This window comes from Planococcus sp. 107-1, from assembly GCF_021513255.1.
Taxonomy (GTDB): Bacteria; Bacillota; Bacilli; order Bacillales_A; family Planococcaceae; genus Planococcus.
This window is the reverse complement of sequence record NZ_CP090977.1, coordinates 3434994-3459478: the sequence shown is the minus strand read 5'-3', so window position 1 is coordinate 3459478 and position 24485 is coordinate 3434994. Positions and strand designations below refer to the sequence as shown.

Sequence of the window (24485 nt, the reverse complement as noted above, 5' to 3'; positions counted from 1 at the left end):
TTGCCTTTTACTCTTCATCTTCTGCCACTCGGTAAGCTTCATTGTATAAAACAAGCTGGCTATTGATTTCGGGCTCGCCTTTTTTGCGTTCTACATAATGATAGCGCCCATGCGCATCCTGTTCCCTCGCTTTTACGTTATCCTGCAACGACACGTCCAAAATATGCTTTACTTGGTTTTTGATCTCCTTATCGTAAAGTGGGAAAAGGATTTCAATGCGGTTTTCCATATTGCGGGTCATCATATCGGCCGAAGACAAAAACACCTTTTCCTTGCCGTTATGGTGGAAATAATAGATGCGGCTATGCTCCAATAGCCTGCCGACGATGCTAATCACCCGGATATGATCGCTAATTCCCTTAATCCCTGGACGCAGACAGCAAATGCCCCTTACGATCAAGTCCACCCGAACACCCGCAATCGAAGCCTGATACAATTTTTTGATGATGGTTTTATCGGTCAAGGAGTTCATTTTAGCGATAATGCGGCCGTTGCCATGCTTTTTCTGAAATTCGATTTCATCTTCGATTAGTTGGATAAAGTCATGCCGGATCGTAAAAGGGGCGACTGAAAGATGGTGGAATTCCGGCTTTTCGGTATAACCGCTTAAGTAATTAAAGAAGTTCGTCGCATCCACACCGAATTCCTTTTTTGAGGTAAACAAACTCATATCCGTATAGACTTTGGCGGTCTGGTCGTTGTAATTCCCCGTCCCTAAGTGCACAAAGCGTTCGATGTGGTCGTCTCTTTTTCTCACCACCAGCGTAATTTTGCTATGCGTTTTCAGATGGGTCATTCCGTAAATTACATGGCATCCTGCCTGTTCAAGCTCTTTTGCCCATTGAACGTTGTTTTCTTCATCAAAACGGGCCTTTAATTCGACGAGTACCATCACTTGCTTGCCTTTTTCAGCTGCTCGCTTTAACGCCTTGATGATCGGAGAATCACCGCTTACCCGGTAAAGCGTCTGTTTGATGGCAAGCACTTCCGGATCATCAGCAGCTCCTGAAACAAATTCGACTACCGGCTCGAAAGACTGGTACGGATGGTGGAGAAACAAATCCTTTTCCATGACTTTTAAAAAAATATTTTCATTGAACGCAAGATCTGGCGATGGCTGGGAAATACGGGCACTATAGATTAACTTTTCATGGGTTTTCTGCATCGTTTTGTAAAAGTTGAAAAATAGAGTCAGGTCAAGCGGTCCATGGATTTCATAAACATCTTTTTTCTGCACTTCCAGTTCATCCATCAAATACGGCAGCAGTTCCTGGTCAAATCTTTCTTTTTGAATTTCCAGCCGGACAGCTGCTCCCCATTTGCGCTTTCTCAACTCTTTTTCAATTTCTTTCAGCAAATCACGTGCGCCTTCTTCGTGGATGGTCATATCTGCATTTCGAGTAATCCGGAATACCGATACCGATTTAACGGTAAAGCCATGAAACAGCTTCCCGATAAAGTGGCTAATGATATCCTCGAGCAAGACGATGCGTTCTTTTCCTGCTTTGGCATCCAATTGCACTAAACGGTCGATGACAGAAGGGACCTGGACAATGGCCGTCTTATAGCGCACTTCAGCCTCTTCGTTACGGTCTTCCAAGACGACCGCCAAATTGATGCTCTTATTGAGGAGCATGGGAAATGGCCGGTAAGCGTCGATGGCCATAGGCGTCAACACCGGAAAAATCTGTTCATCGTAATAACGCTCCACAAACTCCAAATCATGCGGATTCAATTCCTCCATTTTGAAAAACTTGACGCCTTCGTGCTTCATCGCAGGAATCAATGCATTTTGAAGGGTCTCATGCTGCAGTTCCACCAATTGATGGGTTTTATTCGCAATTTCTTTTAATTGAAGCCTCGGAGACATGCCGGCTTTGTTTTCCGGCTTGCTAAAGCCCACTTTCACTTGGTCTTGCAGCCCTGCTACCCGAACCATGAAAAACTCATCCAGATTCGAGCTGAAAATGGCCAAAAACTTAAAGCGCTCTAATAACGGGTTTCGCTTATCCAACGCTTCCATCAACACACGCTCATTGAAAGCCAACCAGCTAAGTTCCCTATTGTTATAGTAAGAAGGGCTATTCAATTCTTCCTCCTGCTTGTTCATCGTTTTCACCGTCACCGCCACCTTTACCTGCAATTTTCCGCTCTTTCAATTTTATCATGTTGAAATTAGTGGTTGCTCCCTAAAGGCTGATTTGATTGTTAAGATAATGTAAATTGAAAATCGATATTTTTCTTCAACTGCTTTTCCAAATGCTTTTTCTGCTTTTCTGCCTGGTATTGTTCTGGTTTCCAGTCATTATTGCATTCGACATTGAACAATAAACCGTCTGCAGCCGGATCGACATGGACAGATTCAATAATATTGCGTTTTGTCGCATTCAGACTATAAGCGAGCTTGACTATAGCGCCAAAAAGGCTGTATTTTGCCAACTCTTCTTTTGAATACCAGTCTTGGTAGAGGGCTGCATTCCGTTTGAACACTTCTTTATTTTTAAAGGAAGCAACCAAAGCGACAGTCAGCCGCTCTTTATGAAGCAATCCGTCGATGGTGCGGTTCGCCAGCAAATAGAAGGTATGCTGGTTGCTCGCTTCCGCATCGATATAAGTGCCTAAGTTATACAACGCACTGCCAAGACGGATGAATTTCAAATCCTCTTCATTCAATTCGAGCAGCCCAATTCTCTCCAATTCGTGCGCAATCATCAATGCGTACGTACTGACATGGGTGGCATGCGTCAAATTGATGTCGTAATCACTCGCTAGCTCATAAAAGCTTTCTTCCATGACATTCGGGAAAATGGACAGCTCGAAGTCTTTTGTCAATTCTTCATAAAACACGCCGTCTCTCAGTCCTTTTCGGCTCAAGACAAAGGTTTCAGCCTTGATCAAATCCATGAGGCAAGAAAAGACTTCAATGGCTGGAATGATAATATCGGAACGGTCTTTTGAGAGTCCTTCTACTTTCTGTACTTCAGAAAAATCCAAGGATAATAGCATCGCATTCATCTTTTTGACTTCGCTGATGGACATCATGTATTGATGAATGCCTGCGACCGGGTATTCAATATACTCCTGGTGAACCTGAGCCAGATTCCGGGCACTTCCCCCGATGCCGATCAATGGCAATTTTTTATCTGCCAGCCACGGCAAGCTCGCAAACTGCTCCTGCAAAAACTTCCGAAGCTTCCGCAATTCATCTTTTGTTGGCATATCACCTTTGATAAACTGTTGTTTTAAAGACAAAGCCCCGAATGGAAAACTATAGAAATAAATCAATTTGCGATTTTCGAAAAACGTAATCTCGGTACTGCCTCCGCCAATATCCACCGTAATCCCGTCTCTAAAAGGCGTGGAATTGACAACTGCCAAAAAGCCATAATTGGCTTCTTCGTATTCCGACAAAATCCGGATTGAAAAGTCTGTTTCTGCCTCTACGCGGTCGATAATTTCCTGTTGATTATTGGCTTGGCGAATCGCTGCAGTAGCGACGCATTTCACTTCTTGCAAATTATGATGCCGCGTGACTTCCTGGAAACTCTGCAAAGTATGTACCAGGACATCAATTCCTTCACTTCCCATTTCTCCTGACGCTGTCAAATAATTCCGCAAGCGCGCGACCGCCTTGACGTTTTCGCTTTCCGTCAATCTTCCACTTTTATCCGCGTATAAATGACCAATCGCATCGTGTTAGATCCGATATCCACAATTGCGTACTTTTCCTCACTAATCATGATCATCACTTCCTGACTGTAGAATTTCGTATACTCCTCCATACCCATTTCTAAGCCCTCATGGACGATATTTTTCAGGAAGCACCCGAATTAATTTTTCAGAAAGCCGATGTTCGCCTTGAATCTGTGCACCTGTTGCTATATAGTCCATCAAACTCTCTAATTTATCGGTGCTCCATCTCTCCCCTGCCAACACGAGCGGAATTCCAGGAGGATATGGCACAATCATGGCTGCCGATATGCGCCCCTGGGCCTTCGTATAAGAAATCCATTCCCCTTCACCCTCCAGTTCAGCAAACGTCGCTTCAAGCGTACTTAACGCCTCTTGCGACTTCACCGTCACATCCACTGCTTTACGCGGAACTTCTTTTAGTTTTTCCAAAGCGCCTTTGACTCGCCTTCTCACCTCTGCAAACGAAAAACCGTGCTCTCGCTTCAATAAAGGCAAAATCAATAATACTTGATAAGGATCGGCCAGCTCGGCATGGATCCCTTCTTGCTCTAATTGTTCCTTTAACTGATACCCGCAGTGATAAGGTACACGAAGCATCAATTTCAACGGATCATCAGCTTCGTAAACTTCTAGATTCGGCAAGCTTTTCAAGCTTTCTACAAATTGGTGGCGCTTTTCTTCAAAACTCTTTTTGTCTGCTTGGGAATAAGTTTGTATGTAGGATCTCGCATCATCCAATGATGCCATAATGACATAAGACGGACTGCTGGATTGAAGCATCCGCAAATACTTCCTTACTTTATCTACGGCAATGAGCGACCCTTGGATATGGAGAAACGATCCCATTGTCATGGCCGGCAATGTCTTATGTGCGGAATGGACGACCGCATCTGCTCCCATCGTTAAAGAGGATATAGGATAAGGGGCTCCTAATTGAAAGTGAGCTCCGTGGGCTTCATCCACCAAAATCGGCATCCCTTGTTCATGGCACAATTCAATGATTTTCCCCATTTCGTTTGAAGCCATTCCATAATAATTCGGATACGTGAGAACTATAGCTTTTGCATGTGGATATTCTCGAATCACCGCTTCGACATCCGTTAACCTTACCCCTCCAGCAGTCAATGATGTTTGGTCCCATTCAGGCGATATGAACACTGGACGGGCTTTTGCAAGCTCCAAAGCATGGAAGATGGATTTATGTGAATTTCTTTGGACGATTACATGATCTCCTTCTCCGCAAACCGCATAAATCATCGCCAAATTCCCAACAGTTGAACCATTCACTAAGAAAAAGCTATGCTCGGCGGCATAAGTTTCAGCTAACAGTTGCTGTGCTTCTTTGATGACTTCTTCCGGGTAATGCAAATCATCCAAGCCGGTGAGCTCTGTCAAATCATATGGAAGTACTTGTTTAAAGTCGGCTGGCAATCCTGAAAGCATCCCGTTTTTATGCCCAGGCACATGAAAAGAAAAGGGTCGCTTCTGTTGAAATTCGGTTAATGCTGCTACTAATGGTTTTTGCTGTGTCATAATCGCCATCCTTATTTGCTTTAATATAGTCCATTATACAGAAATCCTTCCTTCATTTTAAAACCGACAGATTCATCCATATAAATGAACGCACAAAAAAAGCCGTTACCGGCTACGGTAACGACTTTCCATGTGCCCAGCGACGTCCTACTCTCACAGGGGGAGACCCCCAACTACCATCGGCGCAAAAGAGCTTAACTTCCGTGTTCGGGATGGGAACGGGTGTGGCCTCTTTGCCATCATCACTGGACTATTTTTTTCAGAGTGACTTGTTCACTCAAAACTGGATATTCGACATTGAATACAGGAAACGCGCTCTTCAGAAAGCATTTTGGTTAAGTCCTCGATCGATTAGTATTCGTCAGCTGCACGTGTCGCCACGCTTCCACCTCGAACCTATCTACCTCATCGTCTTTGAGGGATCTTACTTGCTTGCGCAATGGGAAATCTCATCTTGAGGGGGGCTTCGTGCTTAGATGCTTTCAGCACTTATCCCGGCCACACATAGCTACCCAGCGATGCCCTTGGCAGAACAACTGGTACACCAGCGGTGTGTCCATCCCGGTCCTCTCGTACTAAGGACAGCTCCTCTCAAATTTCCTGCGCCCGCGACGGATAGGGACCGAACTGTCTCACGACGTTCTGAACCCAGCTCGCGTACCGCTTTAATGGGCGAACAGCCCAACCCTTGGGACCGACTACAGCCCCAGGATGCGATGAGCCGACATCGAGGTGCCAAACCTCCCCGTCGATGTGGACTCTTGGGGGAGATAAGCCTGTTATCCCCGGGGTAGCTTTTATCCGTTGAGCGATGGCCCTTCCATGCGGGACCACCGGATCACTAAGCCCGTCTTTCGACCCTGCTCGACCTGTACGTCTCGCAGTCAAGCTCCCTTGTGCCTTTACACTCTGCGAATGATTTCCAACCATTCTGAGGGAACCTTTGGGCGCCTCCGTTACTCTTTAGGAGGCGACCGCCCCAGTCAAACTGCCCGCCTGACACTGTCTCCCACCCCGATCAGGGGTGTGGGTTAGAATTTCAATACAACCAGGGTAGTATCCCACCGACGCCTCCTCCGAAGCTGGCGCTCCGGGCTCAAAGGCTCCTACCTATCCTGTACAAGTTGCACCAAAATTCAATATCAGGCTACAGTAAAGCTCCACGGGGTCTTTCCGTCCTGTCGCGGGTAACCTGCATCTTCACAGGTACTATAATTTCACCGAGTCTCTCGTTGAGACAGTGCCCAGATCGTTACGCCTTTCGTGCGGGTCGGAACTTACCCGACAAGGAATTTCGCTACCTTAGGACCGTTATAGTTACGGCCGCCGTTTACTGGGGCTTCAGTTCGCACCTTCGCTTGCGCTAAGCACTCCCCTTAACCTTCCAGCACCGGGCAGGCGTCAGCCCCTATACGTCACCTTACGGTTTTGCAGAGACCTGTGTTTTTGCTAAACAGTCGCCTGGGCCTATTCACTGCGGCTCTCTCGGGCTGTAACACCCTACCAGAGCACCCCTTCTCCCGAAGTTACGGGGTCATTTTGCCGAGTTCCTTAACGAGAGTTCACTCGCTCACCTTAGAATTCTCTTCTCGCCTACCTGTGTCGGTTTGCGGTACGGGCACCTCCCCGCCTCGCTAGAGGCTTTTCTTGGCAGTGTGAAATCAGGGACTCGAGGATGAATCCTCTTGCCGTCACAGCTTAACGTATCAGGAATGGGATTTGCCTCATTCCACGCCTCACTGCTTGGACGCGCACAACCAACGGCGCGCTCACCTTATCCTTCTGCGTCCCCCCATTGCTCAAACGGCGGGGGAGGTGGTACAGGAATATCAACCTGTTGTCCATCGTCTACGCCTATCGGCCTCGACTTAGGTCCCGACTGACCCTGAGCGGACGAGCCTTCCTCAGGAAACCTTAGGCATTCGGTGGACGGGATTCTCACCCGTCTTTCGTTACTCATACCGGCATTCTCACTTCTAAGCGCTCCACCAGTCCTTCCGGTCTGACTTCAACGCCCTTAGAACGCTCTCCTACCACGGACCTCAGATGAGGTCCATCCACAGCTTCGGTAATCCGTTTAGCCCCGGTACATTTTCGGCGCAGTGTCACTCGACCAGTGAGCTATTACGCACTCTTTAAATGATGGCTGCTTCTAAGCCAACATCCTGGTTGTCTAAGCAACGCCACATCCTTTTCCACTTAACGGATATTTGGGGACCTTAGCTGGTGGTCTGGGCTGTTTCCCTCTTGACTACGGATCTTATCACTCGCAGTCTGACTCCCAATCATAAATCACTGGCATTCGGAGTTTGTCTGAATTCGGTAACCCGGGATGGGCCCCTAGTCCAAACAGTGCTCTACCTCCAGGATTCTCAACGATTGAGGCTAGCCCTAAAGCTATTTCGGAGAGAACCAGCTATCTCCAGGTTCGATTGGAATTTCTCCGCTACCCACACCTCATCCCCGCACTTTTCAACGTGCGTGGGTTCGGGCCTCCAGTAAGTGTTACCTTACCTTCACCCTGGACATGGGTAGATCACCTGGTTTCGGGTCTACAACTGCATACTCATTCGCCCTATTCAGACTCGCTTTCGCTGCGGCTCCGCCTTCTCAGCTTAACCTTGCATGCAATCGTAACTCGCCGGTTCATTCTACAAAAGGCACGCCATCACCCATTAACGGGCTTTGACTACTTGTAGGCACACGGTTTCAGGATCTGTTTCACTCCCCTTCCGGGGTGCTTTTCACCTTTCCCTCACGGTACTGGTTCACTATCGGTCACTAGGGAGTATTTAGCCTTGGGAGATGGTCCTCCCGGATTCCGACGGAATTTCACGTGTTCCGCCGTACTCAGGATCCACTCGGGAGATCCGAACCTTTCAGCTACAGGGCTGTTACCTTGTCTCGCGGACCGTTCCAGGTCGCTTCGCTTAAATTCGGATTTTGTAACTCCACAATGAGTGTCCTACAACCCCAAGAGGCAAGCCTCTTGGTTTGGGCTGTTCCCGTTTCGCTCGCCGCTACTCAGGGAATCGCATTTGCTTTCTCTTCCTCCAGGTACTTAGATGTTTCAGTTCCCTGGGTCTGCCTTCTCATGTGCTATGTATTCACACATGGATACCGCCCCATTAAAGGCGGTGGGTTCCCCCATTCGGAAATCTCCGGATCATCGCTCACTTACAGCTCCCCGAAGCATATCGGTGTTAGTGCCGTCCTTCTTCGGCTCCTAGTGCCAAGGCATTCACCGTGCGCCCTTTCTAACTTAACCAAGTGGTTTGTTAAAAAGTGGATCCCAATTGGGATCATGCTTGCATGAATTGCTTGTTTTCATTTGTTTCAATGTCGTTTTATCCAGTTTTCAAAGAACAAGTTTGAAGTCACAAAACAGGCTCACGCCTGAAGGGTGAACCTTCAAAACTGAACGCAAAACGTCAACACAAGATCTAAGATCTTGTTTCCGAATAAATCCTTAGAAAGGAGGTGATCCAGCCGCACCTTCCGATACGGCTACCTTGTTACGACTTCACCCCAATCATCTGTCCCACCTTCGGCGGCTGGCTCCCGTAAGGGTTACCCCACCGACTTCGGGTGTTACAAACTCTCGTGGTGTGACGGGCGGTGTGTACAAGGCCCGGGAACGTATTCACCGTGGCATGCTGATCCACGATTACTAGCGATTCCGGCTTCATGCAGGCGAGTTGCAGCCTGCAATCCGAACTGAGAACGGTTTTCTGGGATTGGCTCCCCCTCGCGGGTTGGCTGCCCTTTGTACCGTCCATTGTAGCACGTGTGTAGCCCAGGTCATAAGGGGCATGATGATTTGACGTCATCCCCACCTTCCTCCGGTTTGTCACCGGCAGTCACCTTAGAGTGCCCAACTGAATGCTGGCAACTAAGATCAAGGGTTGCGCTCGTTGCGGGACTTAACCCAACATCTCACGACACGAGCTGACGACAACCATGCACCACCTGTCACCGCTGTCCCCGAAGGGAAAGCCTTGTCTCCAAGGCGGGCAGCGGGATGTCAAGACCTGGTAAGGTTCTTCGCGTTGCTTCGAATTAAACCACATGCTCCACCGCTTGTGCGGGCCCCCGTCAATTCCTTTGAGTTTCAGCCTTGCGGCCGTACTCCCCAGGCGGAGTGCTTAATGCGTTAGCTGCAGCACTAAGGGGCGGAAACCCCCTAACACTTAGCACTCATCGTTTACGGCGTGGACTACCAGGGTATCTAATCCTGTTTGCTCCCCACGCTTTCGCGCCTCAGCGTCAGTTACAGACCAGAAAGTCGCCTTCGCCACTGGTGTTCCTCCACATCTCTACGCATTTCACCGCTACACGTGGAATTCCACTTTCCTCTTCTGCACTCAAGTTCCCCAGTTTCCAATGACCCTCCACGGTTGAGCCGTGGGCTTTCACATCAGACTTAAGGAACCGCCTGCGCGCGCTTTACGCCCAATAATTCCGGACAACGCTTGCCACCTACGTATTACCGCGGCTGCTGGCACGTAGTTAGCCGTGGCTTTCTGGTGAGGTACCGTCAAGGTACCAATAGTTAGTTGGTACGTGTTCTTCCCTCACAACAGAGTTTTACGATCCGAAAACCTTCGTCACTCACGCGGCGTTGCTCCGTCAGACTTGCGTCCATTGCGGAAGATTCCCTACTGCTGCCTCCCGTAGGAGTCTGGGCCGTGTCTCAGTCCCAGTGTGGCCGGTCACCCTCTCAGGTCGGCTACGCATCGTGGCCTTGGTGGGCCGTTACCCCACCAACTAGCTAATGCGCCGCGGCCATCCTGCAGTGACAGCCGAAACCGTCTTTCCGTGAAGCCTCAGGAGAGGCCTCAAACTATTCGGTATTAGCACCGGTTTCCCGGAGTTATCCCGATCTGCAGGGCAGGTTGCCCACGTGTTACTCACCCGTCCGCCGCTAAACTGGAAGGAGCAAGCTCCCCCAGTTCCGCTCGACTTGCATGTATTAGGCACGCCGCCAGCGTTCGTCCTGAGCCAGGATCAAACTCTCCATTATAGAGTAGTATTGATTGCTCAATGCTGGCGCATCGCCGCCTCCGAAAAGACGCGCGATTCGCTTTGATCTGGCTAAGCCTGATCAGTAAGTTGTGGCGCGGACCCGAAGGTCCGTTGCCGTTATTGTTGACGTTTTGCTGTTCAGTTTTCAAGGTTCATGTTGTCGCTCAGATGTTATTCGTTTTTTGTTTCTCTCTTGGCGACTCCTATTATATTAAAGCATGTTTCCATAAGTGTCAACACTTTTGACGATAAATATTATATTTAAAAAGTATTCCACTATTGTTAATGAGTTTCTTCTATATAAGCGTTCGATAAAAAGCACTTCAATCCTTTGTCGCTTATCTTCATTTTCAAGGCTTTAGCAATAAAAAGCAGCGCTTTGTTTTATAAGCGCCGGCCTTTTATGTAATCTTCACTTTTCGGTTTCTTGCTTCTTTCAGCAGAAACAGATATTTGCTTTCAATGATCTTTCTCTCCGTAATGACAAATAGATCGTAATCATCCGAGAGTTCCTCAAGCCTCTGGGCTTTCTGAAGACTTTGCTTTGTTTCAATGAACTGATCGATGAGCTGTTCATCGAATTCTTTTTTCAATTTCCCTCTTTTTGAAAACAGCATTCGTTAATCCCCTCTTCAGCCCTATTAACGGGCAGTAAAACTCCCACTTTTGCAAGTGGGAGAATACTAAACTATAAATACGCATCTCGCATTAGAGTTCACGCCGGCCTTCTAAAGCTTTCGATAAAGTCACTTCATCTGCATACTCGAGATCTCCGCCGACCGGAAGGCCATGCGCAATTCTCGTCGTCTTAATGCCGGATGGCTTCACGAGACGGGAAATATACATAGCTGTGGCTTCTCCCTCTATGGTCGGGTTCGTTGCCAGGATCAATTCCTTCACGGTCTCATCTTGAAGCCGCTTCAACAATGACGGTACGTTAATGTCTTCCGGTCCGATACCATCCATCGGTGAGATTGCACCTTGCAGCACATGGTACAGCCCCGTATAATCACGCATTTTTTCCATCGCAATTACATCTTTCGGATCCTGCACGACGCAGATAGTAGAACGGTCACGACTTTGATCCTGGCAGATATGGCAAGGATCAATATCAGTAATGTGCCCGCAATTCGAGCAAAAACTTAAATTCCGCTTTGCATCCACTAACGCTTTTGCAAAATCAAGAACGGTATCTTCTTTCATTCCAAGCACAAAAAATGCCAGACGGGCCGCTGTTTTCGGCCCGATTCCTGGCAATTTCATAAAACTCTCCATTAATTTTGAAATTGGTTCAGGGTAATGCATATTGTTTCCTCCTAGAACATGCCAGGAATATTTAAGCCCTTAGTGAATTTCCCCATTGTGGAATTCGCATGTTCATCCGCTTTTTTAAACGCTTCGTTTGTAGCTACGATTAATAAATCCTGCAACATTTCAACATCTTCCGGATCAACAACAGATGGATCTAATGCGAAATCTAGAACTTCTTTGTGGCCTGACACGGTAACTTTCACCATGCCGCCGCCAGCTGACCCTTCAAATTTCAACGTCCCTAGTTCTTCTTGGGCCTCTGCCATCTGTTTTTGCATTTTCTGCATTTGTTTCATCATGCCTTGCATATTTCCGCCACCGCGCATAATTGTTTCCTCCTTAAGATTCGTTTAATTAGTCTTCTTGTACTTCCACAAAGTCTTTTCCAAAAAGCCGCTCAGCTTCAGCGATGAACGGATCTTCTTCCGCTGCTGCGCCTTCCGCCGAGAAAGGATGTTCTTCTTCCGACTCTGTCTGTCTTTCCTCTGCACCTGATTTCAATCCATTGCTCTTAATGAAGTCTTCTCGGATTTTCAGCCAGCTTTCATCCGGTACAAAGATGGGCGTATACGCTTTGCCTGTATACTGCTCAAGCAGCTGGCTGAAAGCGACAGAAAAGGTCTGGTTATCTGCTGCCATCTGACAATGAATATCATACTTGAATTTTAACACAAAAGCATCCGGTGAAGCCGCTACGGGCTCCGCTTCATTCAATAAAGCTGAATGGGATTTCTGCAATTGCGCCATGACCGTCGCCCAATTGGTTTTAATCGCTTGAATATCCGGTTTGGTCGCATTTTTCAAGACATCTTCAATCCGGCCAACCGGCGTTTTATAACTGCTTTGCGAACGCTGACGTCTTTTTGGTTCAGCAGCTGCCCCGGCCGGAGCTGCCGCTGCTCCATTTTTCAGCTGCTGCTGAAGCTGGATGACCAATTGCTCCAGCTGATTCACTTTCGCTTCCAATTCCGGCGAAGCGGAAACTTGGGAAGATGAAGTTAACACGGGTGCATCAGCTTGCACCATTTTCAGCAATGCCGTTTCCATATAGATTTTCGTATGGTTGGAAAAACGCATTTCCTGCTGCGTTTTCGTCAACACGTCAATCCATTCATATAGAGTCACCGGATTGAATTGTTTCGCTAACTCCTCAAAACGCGGTTCATGGCTTGCAAGCTCCAGCATATCGTGCAAATCAGGAGCTGTCTGGATCAATAAAAGATCGCGGAAGAATGTAATGAAATCTTCTACTAAACGAACCGGATCTTTCCCGTCCCGCACCAATTGTTCAAGCAGCGTGAGCGCTTGTCCGATGTCTTTTGCCACCAACGCTTCTGCAATATCGTAGAACATGTCCTGGCTGATGGAACCAGTCACCAAAAGGGCATCTTCCAAAGTCATTTCATCTCCACTGAAAGAAACCACTTGGTCGAGCAAACTAAGGGCATCCCGCATCCCGCCTGCAGCAGCTTGTGCAATCACTTTCAGCACTTGTTCGTTGTACGGAATTTCTGCATCCGTCAACACTTCGATCATGCGGTCTACAATATCCGCCTGTGTCAATCGCTTGAAATCAAAGCGCTGGCAGCGTGAAATGATGGTTAGCGGCAATTTATGCGGCTCGGTTGTTGCGAGAATGAACACCACATGTTCCGGCGGCTCTTCTAACGTTTTCAATAAAGCATTGAAAGCACTGTTGGATAGCATATGGACTTCATCAATGATGTAAATCTTAAAACGCGAATTCGCTGGAGAGAAACGGACTTTCTCGATAATTTCCCGCATTTCCTCTACACGCGAGTTGGACGCAGCATCAAATTCGATGACGTCCGTATTCGAACCTTCGGTGATGCTTCGGCAAGAAGCACATTCATTGCAGGGTTCTGCAACGGGTGCCTGTTCACAGTTCAACGCCTTGGCGAAAATTTTAGCTGTACTTGTCTTCCCTGTTCCTCTTGGTCCCGAGAACAAATAAGCATGCGTGGTCTTATTGTAAAGGAGAGCATTTTGAAGGGTTTGTTTGATATGCGACTGACCTGACATTTCAGAAAAGGACTGCGGTCTGTACACACGATAAAAAGCTTGATACGCCAACGGTTTTCTCTCCTTTTATAAAATCTGTTTTCGGTCCTTTTATTATACCATAAATAGGGGGTTCTTCTGAATGATTTCTCCCGGTGAATCCCCCTTGAGAACATACAAAAAACCTGCCCGCAATAACTTGCGGACAGGCTCTGAGTTTTAAAGTTAATGCCGTGCACCTTTCTTCGACTGCTGCACACAAGCGTTACCCTTGTCGTTGGCTCGATCTAGGCAACCCCGCGGCACATGAAAAGTTCCACTTAATGCTGCTTCCTTCCGGACCTGACATGGTTCATGGGTTCCCATTGCGCAGGACCCAGACGTCAACACTACGTGCAAGAGGCAGACCTTGCATACAAACAGCCTCAGAAAGGAATTCAGTCCTGCTAGAGCGGATTGCAGGTTACAGGACACCGCTACCTTCCCACCTAGCACGGCATTTACTAGTATACGAATATTTCCTAAAAAAATCAATCCGTAAGCTTTATTAAAATGAAATCCCGTTAAACTCCCTGTTCCAATCAAGGTTTTTCATGAAATTAAAAAAATCTCAAAAAAATTCTTTGAAAGTGTTGACAGGAAATATCAATCCGTGATAAATTAATTCTTGTCTGATACGGAGGAATACCCAAGTTTGGCTGAAGGGATCGGTCTTGAAAACCGACAGGGGAGTCAAATCCGCGGGGGTTCGAATCCCTCTTCCTCCTCCATTTTTTGAATTTACACGCGCATATAAATTCGAGATTGGATTCGTTACGCAAGTAGCGAATTTTTCTTAACAGTTATATGTCTGAAGATTTTGATACATACTCATTCAAGCAGAGGGCTCTCGCCTTCTGCTTTTTATTTTCTCTCCTCTATTTCCCGGGAAATAAAAAACCCCTTTAGCCCAATTCGGCTAAAGGGGTCTTGCTTTTTATTTTTTTAATACAGCTGTTTGTTGAAGGAAGTTTCCGATGCGCTCAACGATTTTTTCCGAACAATCCGGATCGTTCATCAAATCATAGTCGCTGATGTTCAAGCGAAGTACCGGGCAGCCGTTAAAGCTGTTGATCCACTTTTCGTAGCGGTCGTGCATTTCCACCCAATACTCAACAGGCGTCTGCTGCTCCATCAAGCGGCCGCGTTCCTGGATGCGTCCAAGAATGTCCTCAAGCGAACCCTCCAGGTAAATCAGCAAATCCGGATGTGGGAAATACGGCGTCATGACCATCGCTTCGAACAAATTCGTATACGTTTCGTAGTCGACATTGTTCATCGTGCCTTTTTCCCAGTGCATTTTCGCGAAAATACCGGTATCTTCGTAAATCGAACGGTCCTGGATAAAGCCGCCCCCATATTCGAACATCCGCTTTTGTTCTTTAAAGCGTTCAGCCAGGAAATAGATCTGCAGATGGAAGCTCCATTTCTCGAAATCATCGTAGAACAAATCCAAATAAGGATTTGTATCCACTTTTTCAAACGATGTCCGGAAATGCAAGGCATCTGCCAAAGCTTTCGTCATCGTCGACTTGCCGACACCTACAGTCCCTGCAATCGTTATTACTGCATCCGAAGGGATACCGTATTTTTCACGTAAATTCATATTGATAAGCTCCTTTGTTGTAGAGTTTCGTCCACTTTGCTTAAAATCAGCTGCAAGTCTGCTTCATTTTGGACGAAATCGATTTCATCTCCGTTAAAACGAAGAACCGGTATTTCCGGATGCGCCTGTTCAAAAACTTCGATGAAGGCATGGTAATCTGCAGCCAGCTGTTCCATGTATTCCGGCGTAATCATCTTTTCAAATTCGCGGCCACGCAGCTTGATGCGTTTCATCAATGTATCCAAGCTCGCATGCAAATAAATGATGACATTGGGTTTCGGCATATCCGCCGTCAAGATGCGGTAAATCGCTTCGTATTTGGCATATTCCGCTTCCGGCAATGTCCGCTTTGCAAAAATGAGGTTTTTAAAAATATGGTAATCCGCTACGACAGGTTCACGGTTCGAGATGAACTTTTTCTGGATATCGGATAATTGTTTATAGCGATTGCATAAAAAGAACATTTCCGTCTGGAAGCTCCACTCTTCAATATCTTCATAGAATTTATTGAGAAACGGGTTTTCGTCCACGATTTCTTTTAGCAGTTGGAATTGGTTTTGTTCAGCAATTACTTTCGTCAATGACGTTTTGCCAACGCCTATCGGACCTTCTACCGTGATAAATGGCACCGGCATGGGAAGTCCCCCTCTTTCTGTTCAAGTGTGATGCAGTGCCATTTATTTTACCATAGACAGCCCCTTAAAAGTAGAAAAAAAACAGCCTTCCGCTTTAATGGATGGCTGCTTTGAACTTTCCGCCGTGGACTTCCTGGGTGTCCATGATGGTGACAAATGCATTGGGGTCGATGTCTGCGACAATTTGTTTAAGCTTTGAAATTTCCAAGCGTGTCACAACAACATAAATGACATCTTTTGCTGACTCTTCGAAGCCGCCTTTGCTGTGCAGCTTAGTGACACTTCGGCCAAGGCGCGAATTAATCGCAGCTGCCAACTCTGCAAACTCGTCTGAAACGATCAGCACCGCTTTCGTTTCATCCAGTCCTTGAATGACCATGTCAATGGTCTTAGAAGCAATATAATACGTCAAGATGGAGTACATCGCCTGTTCCCACCCCAGCACAAAGCCAGCCCATAAAAAGATGAAGATATTGACAAACAGGACAAATTCACCAACTGAAAAAGGCAATCTGCGTGTCAATAAAATACCGAGGATCTCCGTTCCATCCAGCGCCCCGCCGTTGCGAATAACAAGCCCTACCCCGGCTCCGAGAAGCAAGCCGCCAAAAACCGTGGCAAGCAATGGGTCATCAACCACTCCCGGAATCGGGTGTAAAGGAAATTCAATAATGGCAAGTGCGACAATCGCAAAAATCGAAGACATGAAGAAGTTTTTTCCGATGTGTTTATAGCCGAAGAAGAGGAATGGCAAATTGATGACAACTAGTAAAATGCCGAAAGGAACTGGCGTCAAAAAGTCTAAAATCAACGAAATCCCGATAATGCCGCCATCAATGATCGAATTCGGCACTAAAAAAAGTTCAATTGAAACAGCTGCCATTGTCGCTCCTAATAAAATCAACAAAAATCGCAGAATAAAATGCTGAAAAGACTCTTTTTTATGTTTTTTGACCATCAAATCTCCCCTATTGTTAACCTTTGTCTTTTTAGTCCATTTTTATTTTACCTTTTATCGGGACGTTTGTCTTGATGCGATAGGAAGACCATGTTCTAAAACCATAAAAAAATGCTACACTATCAAATAAGGAGCGATGTTGGATGAATGGCAGTGAATTAGATCATTTCTATATGCAGTTGGCAATTGAAGAAGCTGAAAAAGCAGCAGCAAAAGGAGAAGTGCCGATTGGTGCGGTCATAGTCCGCGACGGGGAAATTATTGCAAAAGCCCATAATTTGCGGGAAACGACACAAAACGCCGTTACGCATGCCGAGCTATTGGCCATCCAGGAAGCCTGTGAGAAACTCGGTAGCTGGCGTTTGGAAAACACCCAACTTTACGTAACGTTAGAGCCATGCCCAATGTGTGCCGGTGCCATCCTGCAATCCCGTATTCCGCGTGTGATTTACGGAGCGCGCGATGTGAAAGCCGGAAGCGTCGATTCGCTTTACCGTTTGCTGAATGACGACCGCTTTAACCATCAATGCGATGTGACGGAAAATGTACGGGCAGAAGAATGCGGCCAGTTGCTGACCCATTTCTTCCGGGCTCTTCGGGAGAACAAAAAAAAGAAAAAGCGGGAGTCCTTATCCTAAAGGAGCTTCCGCTTTTTTCTCGTCTAAAAAATGGGCAATTAACTTGTTTACAATGTATGACTGCTCGTGATGCACCCAGTGGGTAGCTTCGCCGATAAAGACCAATTCTCCGTCTTCACAGAAATTCAAGCTTTCTTTTGCGAGCATCGGAGATAAGAACTGATCCCCGAGTCCCCAGAGGATCCGCACGGGCACCCCGATTTTCTCTTCGGGCGTCTGCAGCATGCTGCCTTTTCGGATCGCCCGGTACCAATTGAGCATCGCCGTCAATGCACCGGGCTGCGCCCAAGCGGATTGATAAGCGGAAATCTCCTCTTCTGAAAAAGTATTCGGCCGGCTCGTCGACACCAAACTGCTGACCATCGTTTTAAAATAATCCGCTGCCAATGTTTTCTCAGGAAACTCAGGCACTTGGAAAAAAGCGATATAGGAACTCTTCACCCATTGCGCCGGATTTTTCTTCATGACACGCGGCATTGCCTTTGGATGGGGGATGTTCACAGCAATCAGCTGCTCGACGTATTGCGGTTTGGTTGCAGCCAAATGCCAGGCGACCGCACCTCCCCAATCATGCCCGATCACCGTTGCACTCGTTCGTTCAAACCCTTCGATCAATCCGACAATATCATCGCGCAATAAATCCAATGTGTAGTTTTCAATGCCTTCCGGTTTATCGCTCAAATTATAGCCGCGCTGATCCGGCACCACAACGCGGTAGCCTTTTGCTGCAAGCGGTTCAATTTGATGAATCCACCCGTACCAAAATTCCGGGAAGCCATGCAGCAATACGACAAGCGGCCCGTTTTCGGGACCCGCTACAGCCGCATGCAGGGTAATGCCGTTCGTTTTGACAAATTCAAAAGAGACTTGTTCCACTTTTATCATTCCTTTCAATCAGCCTTTCCCCTTCTTTACCCGATTTCACAAAAATAAAGAGCCTGGAAACCTTACATTTCCAGGCTCTGTTCATTTATTTATTTGATAACTTCTTTGCCGCCCATATAAGGACGCAGCACTTCAGGAATCAAGATGGTTCCGTCTTCCTGCTGGCAGTTTTCAAGCAAGGCTGCCACAGTACGTCCGATCGCCAAACCGCTTCCGTTTAAGGTATGCACAAATTCCAGCTTGCCATTTGCTTCGCGGCGGAATTTGACGTTCGCACGGCGTGCTTGGAAATCTTCGAAATTACTGCAAGAAGAAATTTCGCGGTACATCTCCTGGCTCGGAATCCATACTTCGATATCGTATTTCTTCGCAGCGGTGAAGCCGAGGTCGGCTGTGCACATTTTCAAGACGCGATAAGGGAGGCCGAGCAGCTGCAGCACTTTTTCCGCGTGTCCTGTCAATTTCTCCAGCTCATCATAAGAATCTTCCGGCTTCACAAAGCGCACCAGCTCGACTTTATTGAATTGGTGCTGTCTGATTAACCGCGTGTGTCGCGCCCCGCAGAACCGGCTTCAGAGCGGAAATTCGCGCTGTATGAAGCAAAGGCTTGCGGCAGCATATCCGCTGATAGGATTTCGTCGCGATAAAAGTTTGTCACCGGCACTTCAGATGTCGGAATCAGGAAATAATCCTCTTTTTCAATCAAGAACGCATCTTCTTCGAATTTTGGCAATTGGCCAGTGCCCGTCAAGCTGTCACGGTTGACCATATAAGGCGGCAGCATTTCTTCGTAGCCATGCTCTTCCTGGTGAAGGTCCATCATGAAGTTGATAAGTGCACGTTCAAGGCGTGCGCCAAGCCCGCGGTAGAACACAAAACGGCTGCCTGTCACTTTCGCTGCGCGTTCAAAATCGATGATATTTAAATCCGTACCAAGATCCCAATGCGGCTTTGCTTCAAACGTGAATTCCGGCTTTGTTCCCCACGTGCGGATTTCCACGTTATCATCCTCGGAATCCCCGACCGGCACGCTGTCATGCGGAATGTTCGGCACACGCATCATGATGTAATTCAAGCGTTCTTCCACTTCACGCAATTCATCGTCGATCACTTTGATCTGGTCGCCGACTTCACGCATTTTGGCAATCGCTTCGTCTGCATTTTCTTTATTGCGCTTCATGAGAGCAATGTTTTGAGTGGCTTCGTTGCGCTCCGCTTTCAATTTCTCTGTCTGGGCAATCAATTCGCGGCGTTTTGCATCCACTGTTTCAAAATCGTCCAACACGGAAATGTCTTCCCCGCGTTTCGCTAATTTCGTTTTCACTTCTTCAAAATTCGCACGTACAAATTTAATGTCTAACATGTAAATTCCTCCTTCAAATTTTCAGTCCATGGAAAAAAGGCAACAAAAATAGCCCCCATCCCTTGGTAAAAGGGACGAGAGCTACCTGCGTTGCCACCCTGATTGACCAACAAAAGCCAGTCCTCTTCATTACATAACGGCCTTTAAACCGGCAATGGCTTATTTCGCCATGCAACTCAGGGGTGGATTCACACGCGCTTTTCACCGGTTCGCACCAACCACCGGCTCTCTTTGGAAAAACAGACGTCCTACTAGTTCCCATCAACGTTTCTACTTTTAAATTAATCATACTTTACTATAAATTGAATCGTTTGGCAAGAGAGCGTCCGTTGCGGGGGAACCATGCTCAGAAAGTATTCCATGATCCGGTGATCATCGGTCAATTCGGGATGGAACGAGCAGCCGAGGAACTGCCCGCACCGCGCCATGACGATTTTGCCCTTATGTTCACACAGCACTTCAACCGAAGGACCGGCGCTGACGATATGAGGCGCCCGGATGAATACCGCTTCAAAAGCAACTTCCATCCCTTTGATGGATAGCGGTGCTTCAAAACTGTCCACTTGTCGGCCAAATGAATTGCGCTCTACTACCACGTCCATAACGCCGAGATGCGGCTCTTCGTATCCGACAACGGTACCTGCCAATAAAATCAATCCGGCACATGTGCCGAATAGTGGCTTGCCGGTTTTTGCGAACTCACACAACGACTCCATCAATCCGTAGCGATCAATGGCTCGGCGTATCGCGGTGCTTTCGCCGCCCGGCAGAATCAGCCCATCTAACCCTTCTAAATCTTTCGGCCATTTCACCGCAACGGCTTCTGCCTTGCACGCTTCAATTGAACGCATATGCTCACGGACAGCCCCTTGCAAGGCCAAGACACCAATTCGCTTCATCTTACCAGCCCCGCTCTTGCATACGTTCACCCGCAGCAATTGTGGACATTTCAATTCCTTTCATCGCGATGCCAAGGTCTTTTGAAAGTTCAGCAATCAATCGATAGTCTTGATAATGTGTTGTCGCTTCGACGATGGCACGAGCAAATTTTTCAGGATGATCCGATTTGAAGATGCCGGATCCGACGAATACTCCATCCGCTCCCAGTTCCATCATCAATGCGGCATCAGCTGGCGTTGCAACGCCGCCTGCCGCAAAATTAACGACCGGCAACCGCCCTAACCGTTTTACTTCTTTCAAAAATTCATAAGAAGCGCCTAAGTTCCGGGCTTCTGTCATCAATTCGTCTTCACTCATCGTCACCACTTTGCGAACTTCCGCATTCACTTGCCGCAAATGACGCACCGCTTCGACGATATTGCCCGTTCCCGGTTCTCCTTTTGTCCGGAGCATGGATGCTCCTTCACCGATGCGGCGGGCTGCTTCGCCTAAATTTCGGCATCCGCAGACAAACGGTACCGTATATGTATTTTTTAATAAGTGGAATTCTTCATCTGCTGGCGTCAATACTTCACTTTCATCAATATAATCGACACCCATCGCTTCCAGCACCCGCTTCCACAATATGTCCAATACGAGCTTTTGCCATCACTGGAATCGATACCGCCTTCATCACTTCTTCGGTAATGCGCGGATCCGCCATTCGGGCGACTCCGCCGTCTCTCCGGATATCCGAAGGTACGCGTTCCAATGCCATTACAGCCGTAGCGCCTGCAGCTTCAGCAATCCGTGCTTGTTCCGCATTGACCACATCCATGATGACGCCGCCTTTTTGCATTTCAGCCATTCCGCGTTTAACGCGATTTGTTCCTTGTTCACTCATTAAAAATCCCTCCTCTTTTATTTATATATTCAGTATAATAAAGAGTGACCCTATAAAAAGACTCAGTTCCTTATAAATTTAAAAGGTCAGATAGGAGAATTTTATGGATATGTTAATGTTCCAACTCAAACGCAACCACTCCATCCCCTTATATAAACAGCTTTACGAGGAAATCAAACAAGCCATCATCAGCGGCAAGATTTCGGTCGGCGTTAAATTGCCAAGCAAGCGGAAGCTTTCAGATTTCCTGGATATTAGCCAGACCACTGTTGAACTGGCTTATGGCCAGCTCGTCGCTGAAGGGTTTATTGAAGCGCGGACCGGAAAGGTTATTATGCCCAGGCCATTGAAGAGCTGGCCTATTTGGATCTCCCTCAAGAAGAACCGGTTCAAGCGGAGCATTTCGTGTATCACTATGATTTCAACTCAGGGAAAATTGATACACAGTCCTTCCCTTTTGCCGCTTGGCGAAAAATCGCCAAAGAAGTGATGGACGAGGGCAATCACGAACTGCTTCTTTCCGGCCATCCCCAAGGAGATGAAGAACTTCGACAGGAAATTGCCCGTTATCTATTTCAATCGAGAGGCGTAGTCTGCGATAAAGAGCAAATCATCATCGGTTCAGGCACCGAGCAATTGATGCCCCTGTTGATACGGCTGCTGGATAAAAATATCGTCTACGGCTTTGAAAATCCAGGATATCCGCTTACACATAGCATTTTTGCCCACCATGACCGGAAAGCGGTGCCGATTGCGGTAGAAGAAGACGGCATCGATATTAGCGAATTAGAAGACTCATCAGTGGATGTAGCTTATGTAACGCCGTCCCACCAATTTCCGAGCGGTTCGGTCTTGAGTGCAGCGAAACGGGCCCAATTATTGAACTGGGCCGCTGCAAAGCCGGAACGGTTCATTATCGAAGACGATTACGACAGTGAATTCCGCTACACAAGCCGGCCCATCCCCGCTTTGCAGAGCATGGATTTGAGCGGACGCGTCATCTATCTCAGCACGTTCTCGAAATCATTGATGCCCTCCTTGCGCATCGCCTATATGGTACTTCCAAAACGTTTGCTTACAGCGTATCAACAGACTTTTCTACATTATTCGTCTTCCGTTCCGCGCACCGATCAACAAATCGTCGCTGAATTTATGAAAGATGGCCATTTTTCGCGCCACTTGAATCGCATGCGGAAGCTTTACAAGAAAAAATTGGAACGGCTGACTTCCGTGTTGGCTCCGTATACTCCCGCAGTCACAGTTTCAGGTGAACAAGCAGGTATGCACATCGTCTTGACGGTACAAACACGCTTATCTGAAAAAGAGCTGCTTGGGCTGGCCAAACAGGAAAAAATCCGGGTCTTCGGTTTGGAATCATACGATATTTCCGGCCGAACGCTGACTCCCCCTAAAATTGTCCTGGGATTTGGCGGCTTATCGGAAGCTGAAATCGAACAGGGCATTTCAAAACTTATGCGCTGCTGGGGAATCGATCCCCTTTAAAAGCACAAAAAAGCAGTTCCCTTATTCAAAAGGGGAACTGCTTTTTATTAGAATAAACCTGTAACGAAATCAACTGCTCCAACCCACATAGTAGAGAAAAAGCTTCCGACTGCCTGCATCGATAGAGAGAACCAATTGGCGCGCTCTACTTTTTCAGTCGTTACGACTTCAGCTGCAGCGTTTTTTCCATTTAGATAGCCATAATCTGTGCCTTCCGTTTTTGCCACTTTAACGGAGCCGACCACTTTGTCTTTATCGATGCCTGCTTCCATTTCTCCATCCGTCAGCACGGACTCATCGATAACCAATTCCGGTTTGTAGGAATCTTTGTCGACTGTGCGGATCAACATCGTAATAGGTTCTTTGACTGCGATATTCACTTTGTCTTCCTTGCCCTTCGTGACAGGCAATGTTTCTTTTCCTTCAAACTGATATCCGGCAGGTACAATTTCCTCTGTAGTAAATTGGCCGAAACCGAAATCGAATAACGCGCGTGTCGCGTCAAAACGGGCTTTGTAAGAACCGACGCCATCACTATCGACCGCTTTCATGACAACAGCAATAAGACGCGTATCTCCACGTTTAGCAGTACCTGTAAAGCTATGTCCTGCAAAATCCGTAGTTCCAGTTTTAAGGCCGTCTACACCCTCATATTCGTAGATCAAGCCAGGAAGCATGGAGTTCCAGTTTTCCATATTCGTTGCATCATCCGTGCCTTCACGGAAAACCTTTTGAGGAATCTTAGTCGTTTCTAACACTTCAGGGTAGGTGTCTAATAAGATCTTCGCCAATAGGGCAACGGAACTTGCCGGCATAACGTTTTCATCTGTAGGGCCTGTGCCTTCTGGCTGCATGCCCATCAAGTCTTTATTGCTCAACCCTGTAGAGTTGACGAATTTTGTATCTTTCAAGCCGAATTCAGCCGCTTTTTCATTCATCAAGCGAACGAATTCGCCTTCTGTCCCCGCAATTGTTTCAGCAATTCCGATTGTCGCTGCATTCGCAGAGTAGATCGCCATTGCTTCATACAACTCTTGGATCGTGTAGCTTTCATCTTTACGCAAAGGAACATTGCTTAAACGCAAGTCCTGGGATATTTTATAAGTGTAATCAGTCACTTTGTATTCTTGGTCCCATGTGATGCGGCCTTCTTCAATCGCTTCAAATAATAGATACTCAGTCATCATTTTAGTCATACTTGCAATTCCAAGCGGCGCTTCAGAATTTTGTTCGTATAATATTTTCCCTGTCTCAGCATCAACCAAAATTGCAGCATCCGCCATTATATTCAATGAATTCTCCGCTTTAGCTTGCTGCGGAATGATAATTGTCGTTAAGAATACAGCCATTACAGTAAGTAGCATTGTCATTTTTAAAACATTTTTCACCTGTATAAATACCTCCATCTATAAGTTTACCCATGCTATTCTATCATATTATATAGGTCCTGAAACAAAAACATGTAAAAAGCACCCTTTGCGCCTAAAATAA

Annotated in this window: 13 protein-coding genes, 1 tRNA gene, 3 rRNA genes, 1 other RNA gene, 4 pseudogenes and 1 other annotated feature; of the genes and pseudogenes, 3 read left to right on the top strand and 19 right to left on the bottom strand. The window is 47.1% G+C overall.

The window, feature by feature from the left end; genetic code table 11:
* Positions 1 to 7: 7 nt before the first annotated feature.
* The 11 genes and pseudogenes from L0M13_RS17970 to ffs form a co-directional block, all read right to left on the bottom strand.
* Entirely contained in the window at positions 8 to 2110 is a 2103-nt protein-coding gene (locus L0M13_RS17970; RefSeq protein ID WP_235199349.1) for an RNA degradosome polyphosphate kinase, read from the bottom strand.
* A 98-nt stretch (positions 2111 to 2208) separates the two neighbouring features.
* Positions 2209 to 3782, bottom strand: a pseudogene (gene ppx / locus L0M13_RS17965) (exopolyphosphatase).
* 16 nt (positions 3783 to 3798) lie between these two features.
* Entirely contained in the window at positions 3799 to 5226 is a 1428-nt protein-coding gene (locus L0M13_RS17960) for an aminotransferase class I/II-fold pyridoxal phosphate-dependent enzyme (RefSeq protein ID WP_235197752.1), read from the bottom strand.
* Positions 5227 to 5360: 134 nt separating this feature from the next.
* A 5S ribosomal RNA gene (rrf, locus tag L0M13_RS17955) occupies positions 5361 to 5476 on the bottom strand.
* Positions 5477 to 5557: 81 nt separating this feature from the next.
* Positions 5558 to 8494, bottom strand: a 23S ribosomal RNA gene (locus L0M13_RS17950).
* A 205-nt stretch (positions 8495 to 8699) separates the two neighbouring features.
* Positions 8700 to 10249: ribosomal RNA gene (locus tag L0M13_RS17945) — 16S ribosomal RNA — on the bottom strand.
* The 16S, 23S and 5S rRNA genes sit together here, the layout of an rRNA operon.
* A gap of 403 nt (positions 10250 to 10652) precedes the next feature.
* Entirely contained in the window at positions 10653 to 10868 is a 216-nt protein-coding gene (locus tag L0M13_RS17940) for a YaaL family protein (protein WP_235197751.1), read from the bottom strand.
* 91 nt (positions 10869 to 10959) lie between these two features.
* Positions 10960 to 11556, bottom strand: coding sequence for a recombination mediator RecR (gene recR, locus L0M13_RS17935; RefSeq protein ID WP_052649537.1), 597 nt, complete (start codon positions 11554 to 11556; stop codon positions 10960 to 10962).
* An 11-nt stretch (positions 11557 to 11567) separates the two neighbouring features.
* Positions 11568 to 11888, bottom strand: a complete 321-nt coding sequence (locus L0M13_RS17930) for a YbaB/EbfC family nucleoid-associated protein (RefSeq protein WP_235197750.1) — start codon at positions 11886 to 11888, stop codon at positions 11568 to 11570.
* 28 nt (positions 11889 to 11916) lie between these two features.
* Positions 11917 to 13656, bottom strand: coding sequence for a DNA polymerase III subunit gamma/tau (gene dnaX / locus L0M13_RS17925; RefSeq protein ID WP_235197749.1), 1740 nt, complete (start codon positions 13654 to 13656; stop codon positions 11917 to 11919).
* A 159-nt stretch (positions 13657 to 13815) separates the two neighbouring features.
* Positions 13816 to 14081: signal recognition particle sRNA large type (gene ffs / locus L0M13_RS17920), an RNA gene on the bottom strand.
* Positions 14082 to 14262: 181 nt separating this feature from the next.
* Between ffs and L0M13_RS17915 the strand changes: the two genes are divergently transcribed.
* A tRNA-Ser gene (locus L0M13_RS17915) sits at positions 14263 to 14354 on the top strand.
* A gap of 206 nt (positions 14355 to 14560) precedes the next feature.
* Here the strand turns inward: L0M13_RS17915 and L0M13_RS17910 are convergent.
* The 3 genes from L0M13_RS17910 to L0M13_RS17900 all read right to left on the bottom strand — a co-directional run bounded on the left by L0M13_RS17910 (position 14561) and on the right by L0M13_RS17900 (position 16825).
* A complete protein-coding gene (locus tag L0M13_RS17910) occupies positions 14561 to 15229 on the bottom strand; it encodes a deoxynucleoside kinase (protein ID WP_235197748.1) in 669 nt (222 codons plus the stop codon).
* Positions 15226 to 15864, bottom strand: coding sequence for a deoxynucleoside kinase (locus L0M13_RS17905; RefSeq protein ID WP_235197747.1), 639 nt, complete (start codon positions 15862 to 15864; stop codon positions 15226 to 15228). The genes L0M13_RS17910 and L0M13_RS17905 overlap by 4 nt, the downstream gene beginning before the upstream one ends.
* 94 nt (positions 15865 to 15958) lie before the next feature.
* Positions 15959 to 16825: a YitT family protein gene (locus tag L0M13_RS17900; RefSeq protein WP_235197746.1), complete on the bottom strand. Its 867-nt coding sequence runs from the start codon at positions 16823 to 16825 to the stop codon at positions 15959 to 15961.
* A 140-nt stretch (positions 16826 to 16965) separates the two neighbouring features.
* Between L0M13_RS17900 and tadA the strand changes: the two genes are divergently transcribed.
* The gene (tadA, locus tag L0M13_RS17895; RefSeq protein ID WP_235197745.1) at positions 16966 to 17460 is read left to right on the top strand and encodes a tRNA adenosine(34) deaminase TadA; all 495 of its coding nucleotides are present in this window, start codon (positions 16966 to 16968) and stop codon (positions 17458 to 17460) included.
* On the opposite strand, the gene L0M13_RS17890 is transcribed toward tadA, so the two are convergent.
* The 4 genes and pseudogenes from L0M13_RS17890 to pdxS all read right to left on the bottom strand — a co-directional run bounded on the left by L0M13_RS17890 (position 17452) and on the right by pdxS (position 21491).
* Positions 17452 to 18336 (bottom strand): alpha/beta fold hydrolase, encoded by an 885-nt coding sequence (locus tag L0M13_RS17890; RefSeq protein ID WP_235199348.1) that lies wholly within the window; start codon positions 18334 to 18336, stop codon positions 17452 to 17454. The two genes, tadA and L0M13_RS17890, sit on opposite strands and share 9 nt — an antisense overlap.
* Before the next feature lie 98 nt (positions 18337 to 18434).
* Positions 18435 to 19708, bottom strand: a pseudogene (gene serS / locus L0M13_RS17885) (serine--tRNA ligase).
* A gap of 67 nt (positions 19709 to 19775) precedes the next feature.
* Positions 19776 to 19982: a binding site (T-box leader), on the bottom strand.
* Positions 19983 to 19989: 7 nt separating this feature from the next.
* Positions 19990 to 20607, bottom strand: a complete 618-nt coding sequence (gene pdxT / locus L0M13_RS17880) for a pyridoxal 5'-phosphate synthase glutaminase subunit PdxT (protein WP_235197744.1) — start codon at positions 20605 to 20607, stop codon at positions 19990 to 19992.
* Between the two features lies 1 nt (position 20608).
* Positions 20609 to 21491, bottom strand: a pseudogene (gene pdxS, locus L0M13_RS17875) (pyridoxal 5'-phosphate synthase lyase subunit PdxS).
* A 103-nt stretch (positions 21492 to 21594) separates the two neighbouring features.
* Here pdxS and L0M13_RS17870 point away from each other — a divergent pair.
* Positions 21595 to 22994, top strand: a pseudogene (locus tag L0M13_RS17870) (PLP-dependent aminotransferase family protein).
* Positions 22995 to 23041: 47 nt separating this feature from the next.
* Here L0M13_RS17870 and L0M13_RS17865 read toward each other — a convergent pair.
* Entirely contained in the window at positions 23042 to 24382 is a 1341-nt protein-coding gene (locus tag L0M13_RS17865; protein ID WP_397443505.1) for a serine hydrolase, read from the bottom strand.
* Between the last annotated feature and the right edge of the window lie 103 nt (positions 24383 to 24485).

What these genes read in the sequence shown, in the direction of transcription:
- pdxT (WP_235197744.1), bottom strand. Translation starts at nt 20,607, where the DNA reads ATGAAGCGAATTGGTGTCTTGGCCTTGCAAGGGGCTGTCCGTGAGCAT.
- recR (WP_052649537.1), bottom strand. Translation starts at nt 11,556, where the DNA reads ATGCATTACCCTGAACCAATTTCAAAATTAATGGAGAGTTTTATGAAA.
- L0M13_RS17905 (WP_235197747.1), bottom strand. Translation starts at nt 15,864, where the DNA reads ATGCCGGTGCCATTTATCACGGTAGAAGGTCCGATAGGCGTTGGCAAA.
- L0M13_RS17940 (WP_235197751.1), bottom strand. Translation starts at nt 10,868, where the DNA reads ATGCTGTTTTCAAAAAGAGGGAAATTGAAAAAAGAATTCGATGAACAG.
- L0M13_RS17910 (WP_235197748.1), bottom strand. Translation starts at nt 15,229, where the DNA reads ATGAATTTACGTGAAAAATACGGTATCCCTTCGGATGCAGTAATAACG.
- L0M13_RS17970 (WP_235199349.1), bottom strand. Translation starts at nt 2,110, where the DNA reads ATGAACAAGCAGGAGGAAGAATTGAATAGCCCTTCTTACTATAACAAT.
- L0M13_RS17960 (WP_235197752.1), bottom strand. Translation starts at nt 5,226, where the DNA reads ATGACACAGCAAAAACCATTAGTAGCAGCATTAACCGAATTTCAACAG.
- L0M13_RS17930 (WP_235197750.1), bottom strand. Translation starts at nt 11,888, where the DNA reads ATGCGCGGTGGCGGAAATATGCAAGGCATGATGAAACAAATGCAGAAA.
- tadA (WP_235197745.1), top strand. Translation starts at nt 16,966, where the DNA reads ATGAATGGCAGTGAATTAGATCATTTCTATATGCAGTTGGCAATTGAA.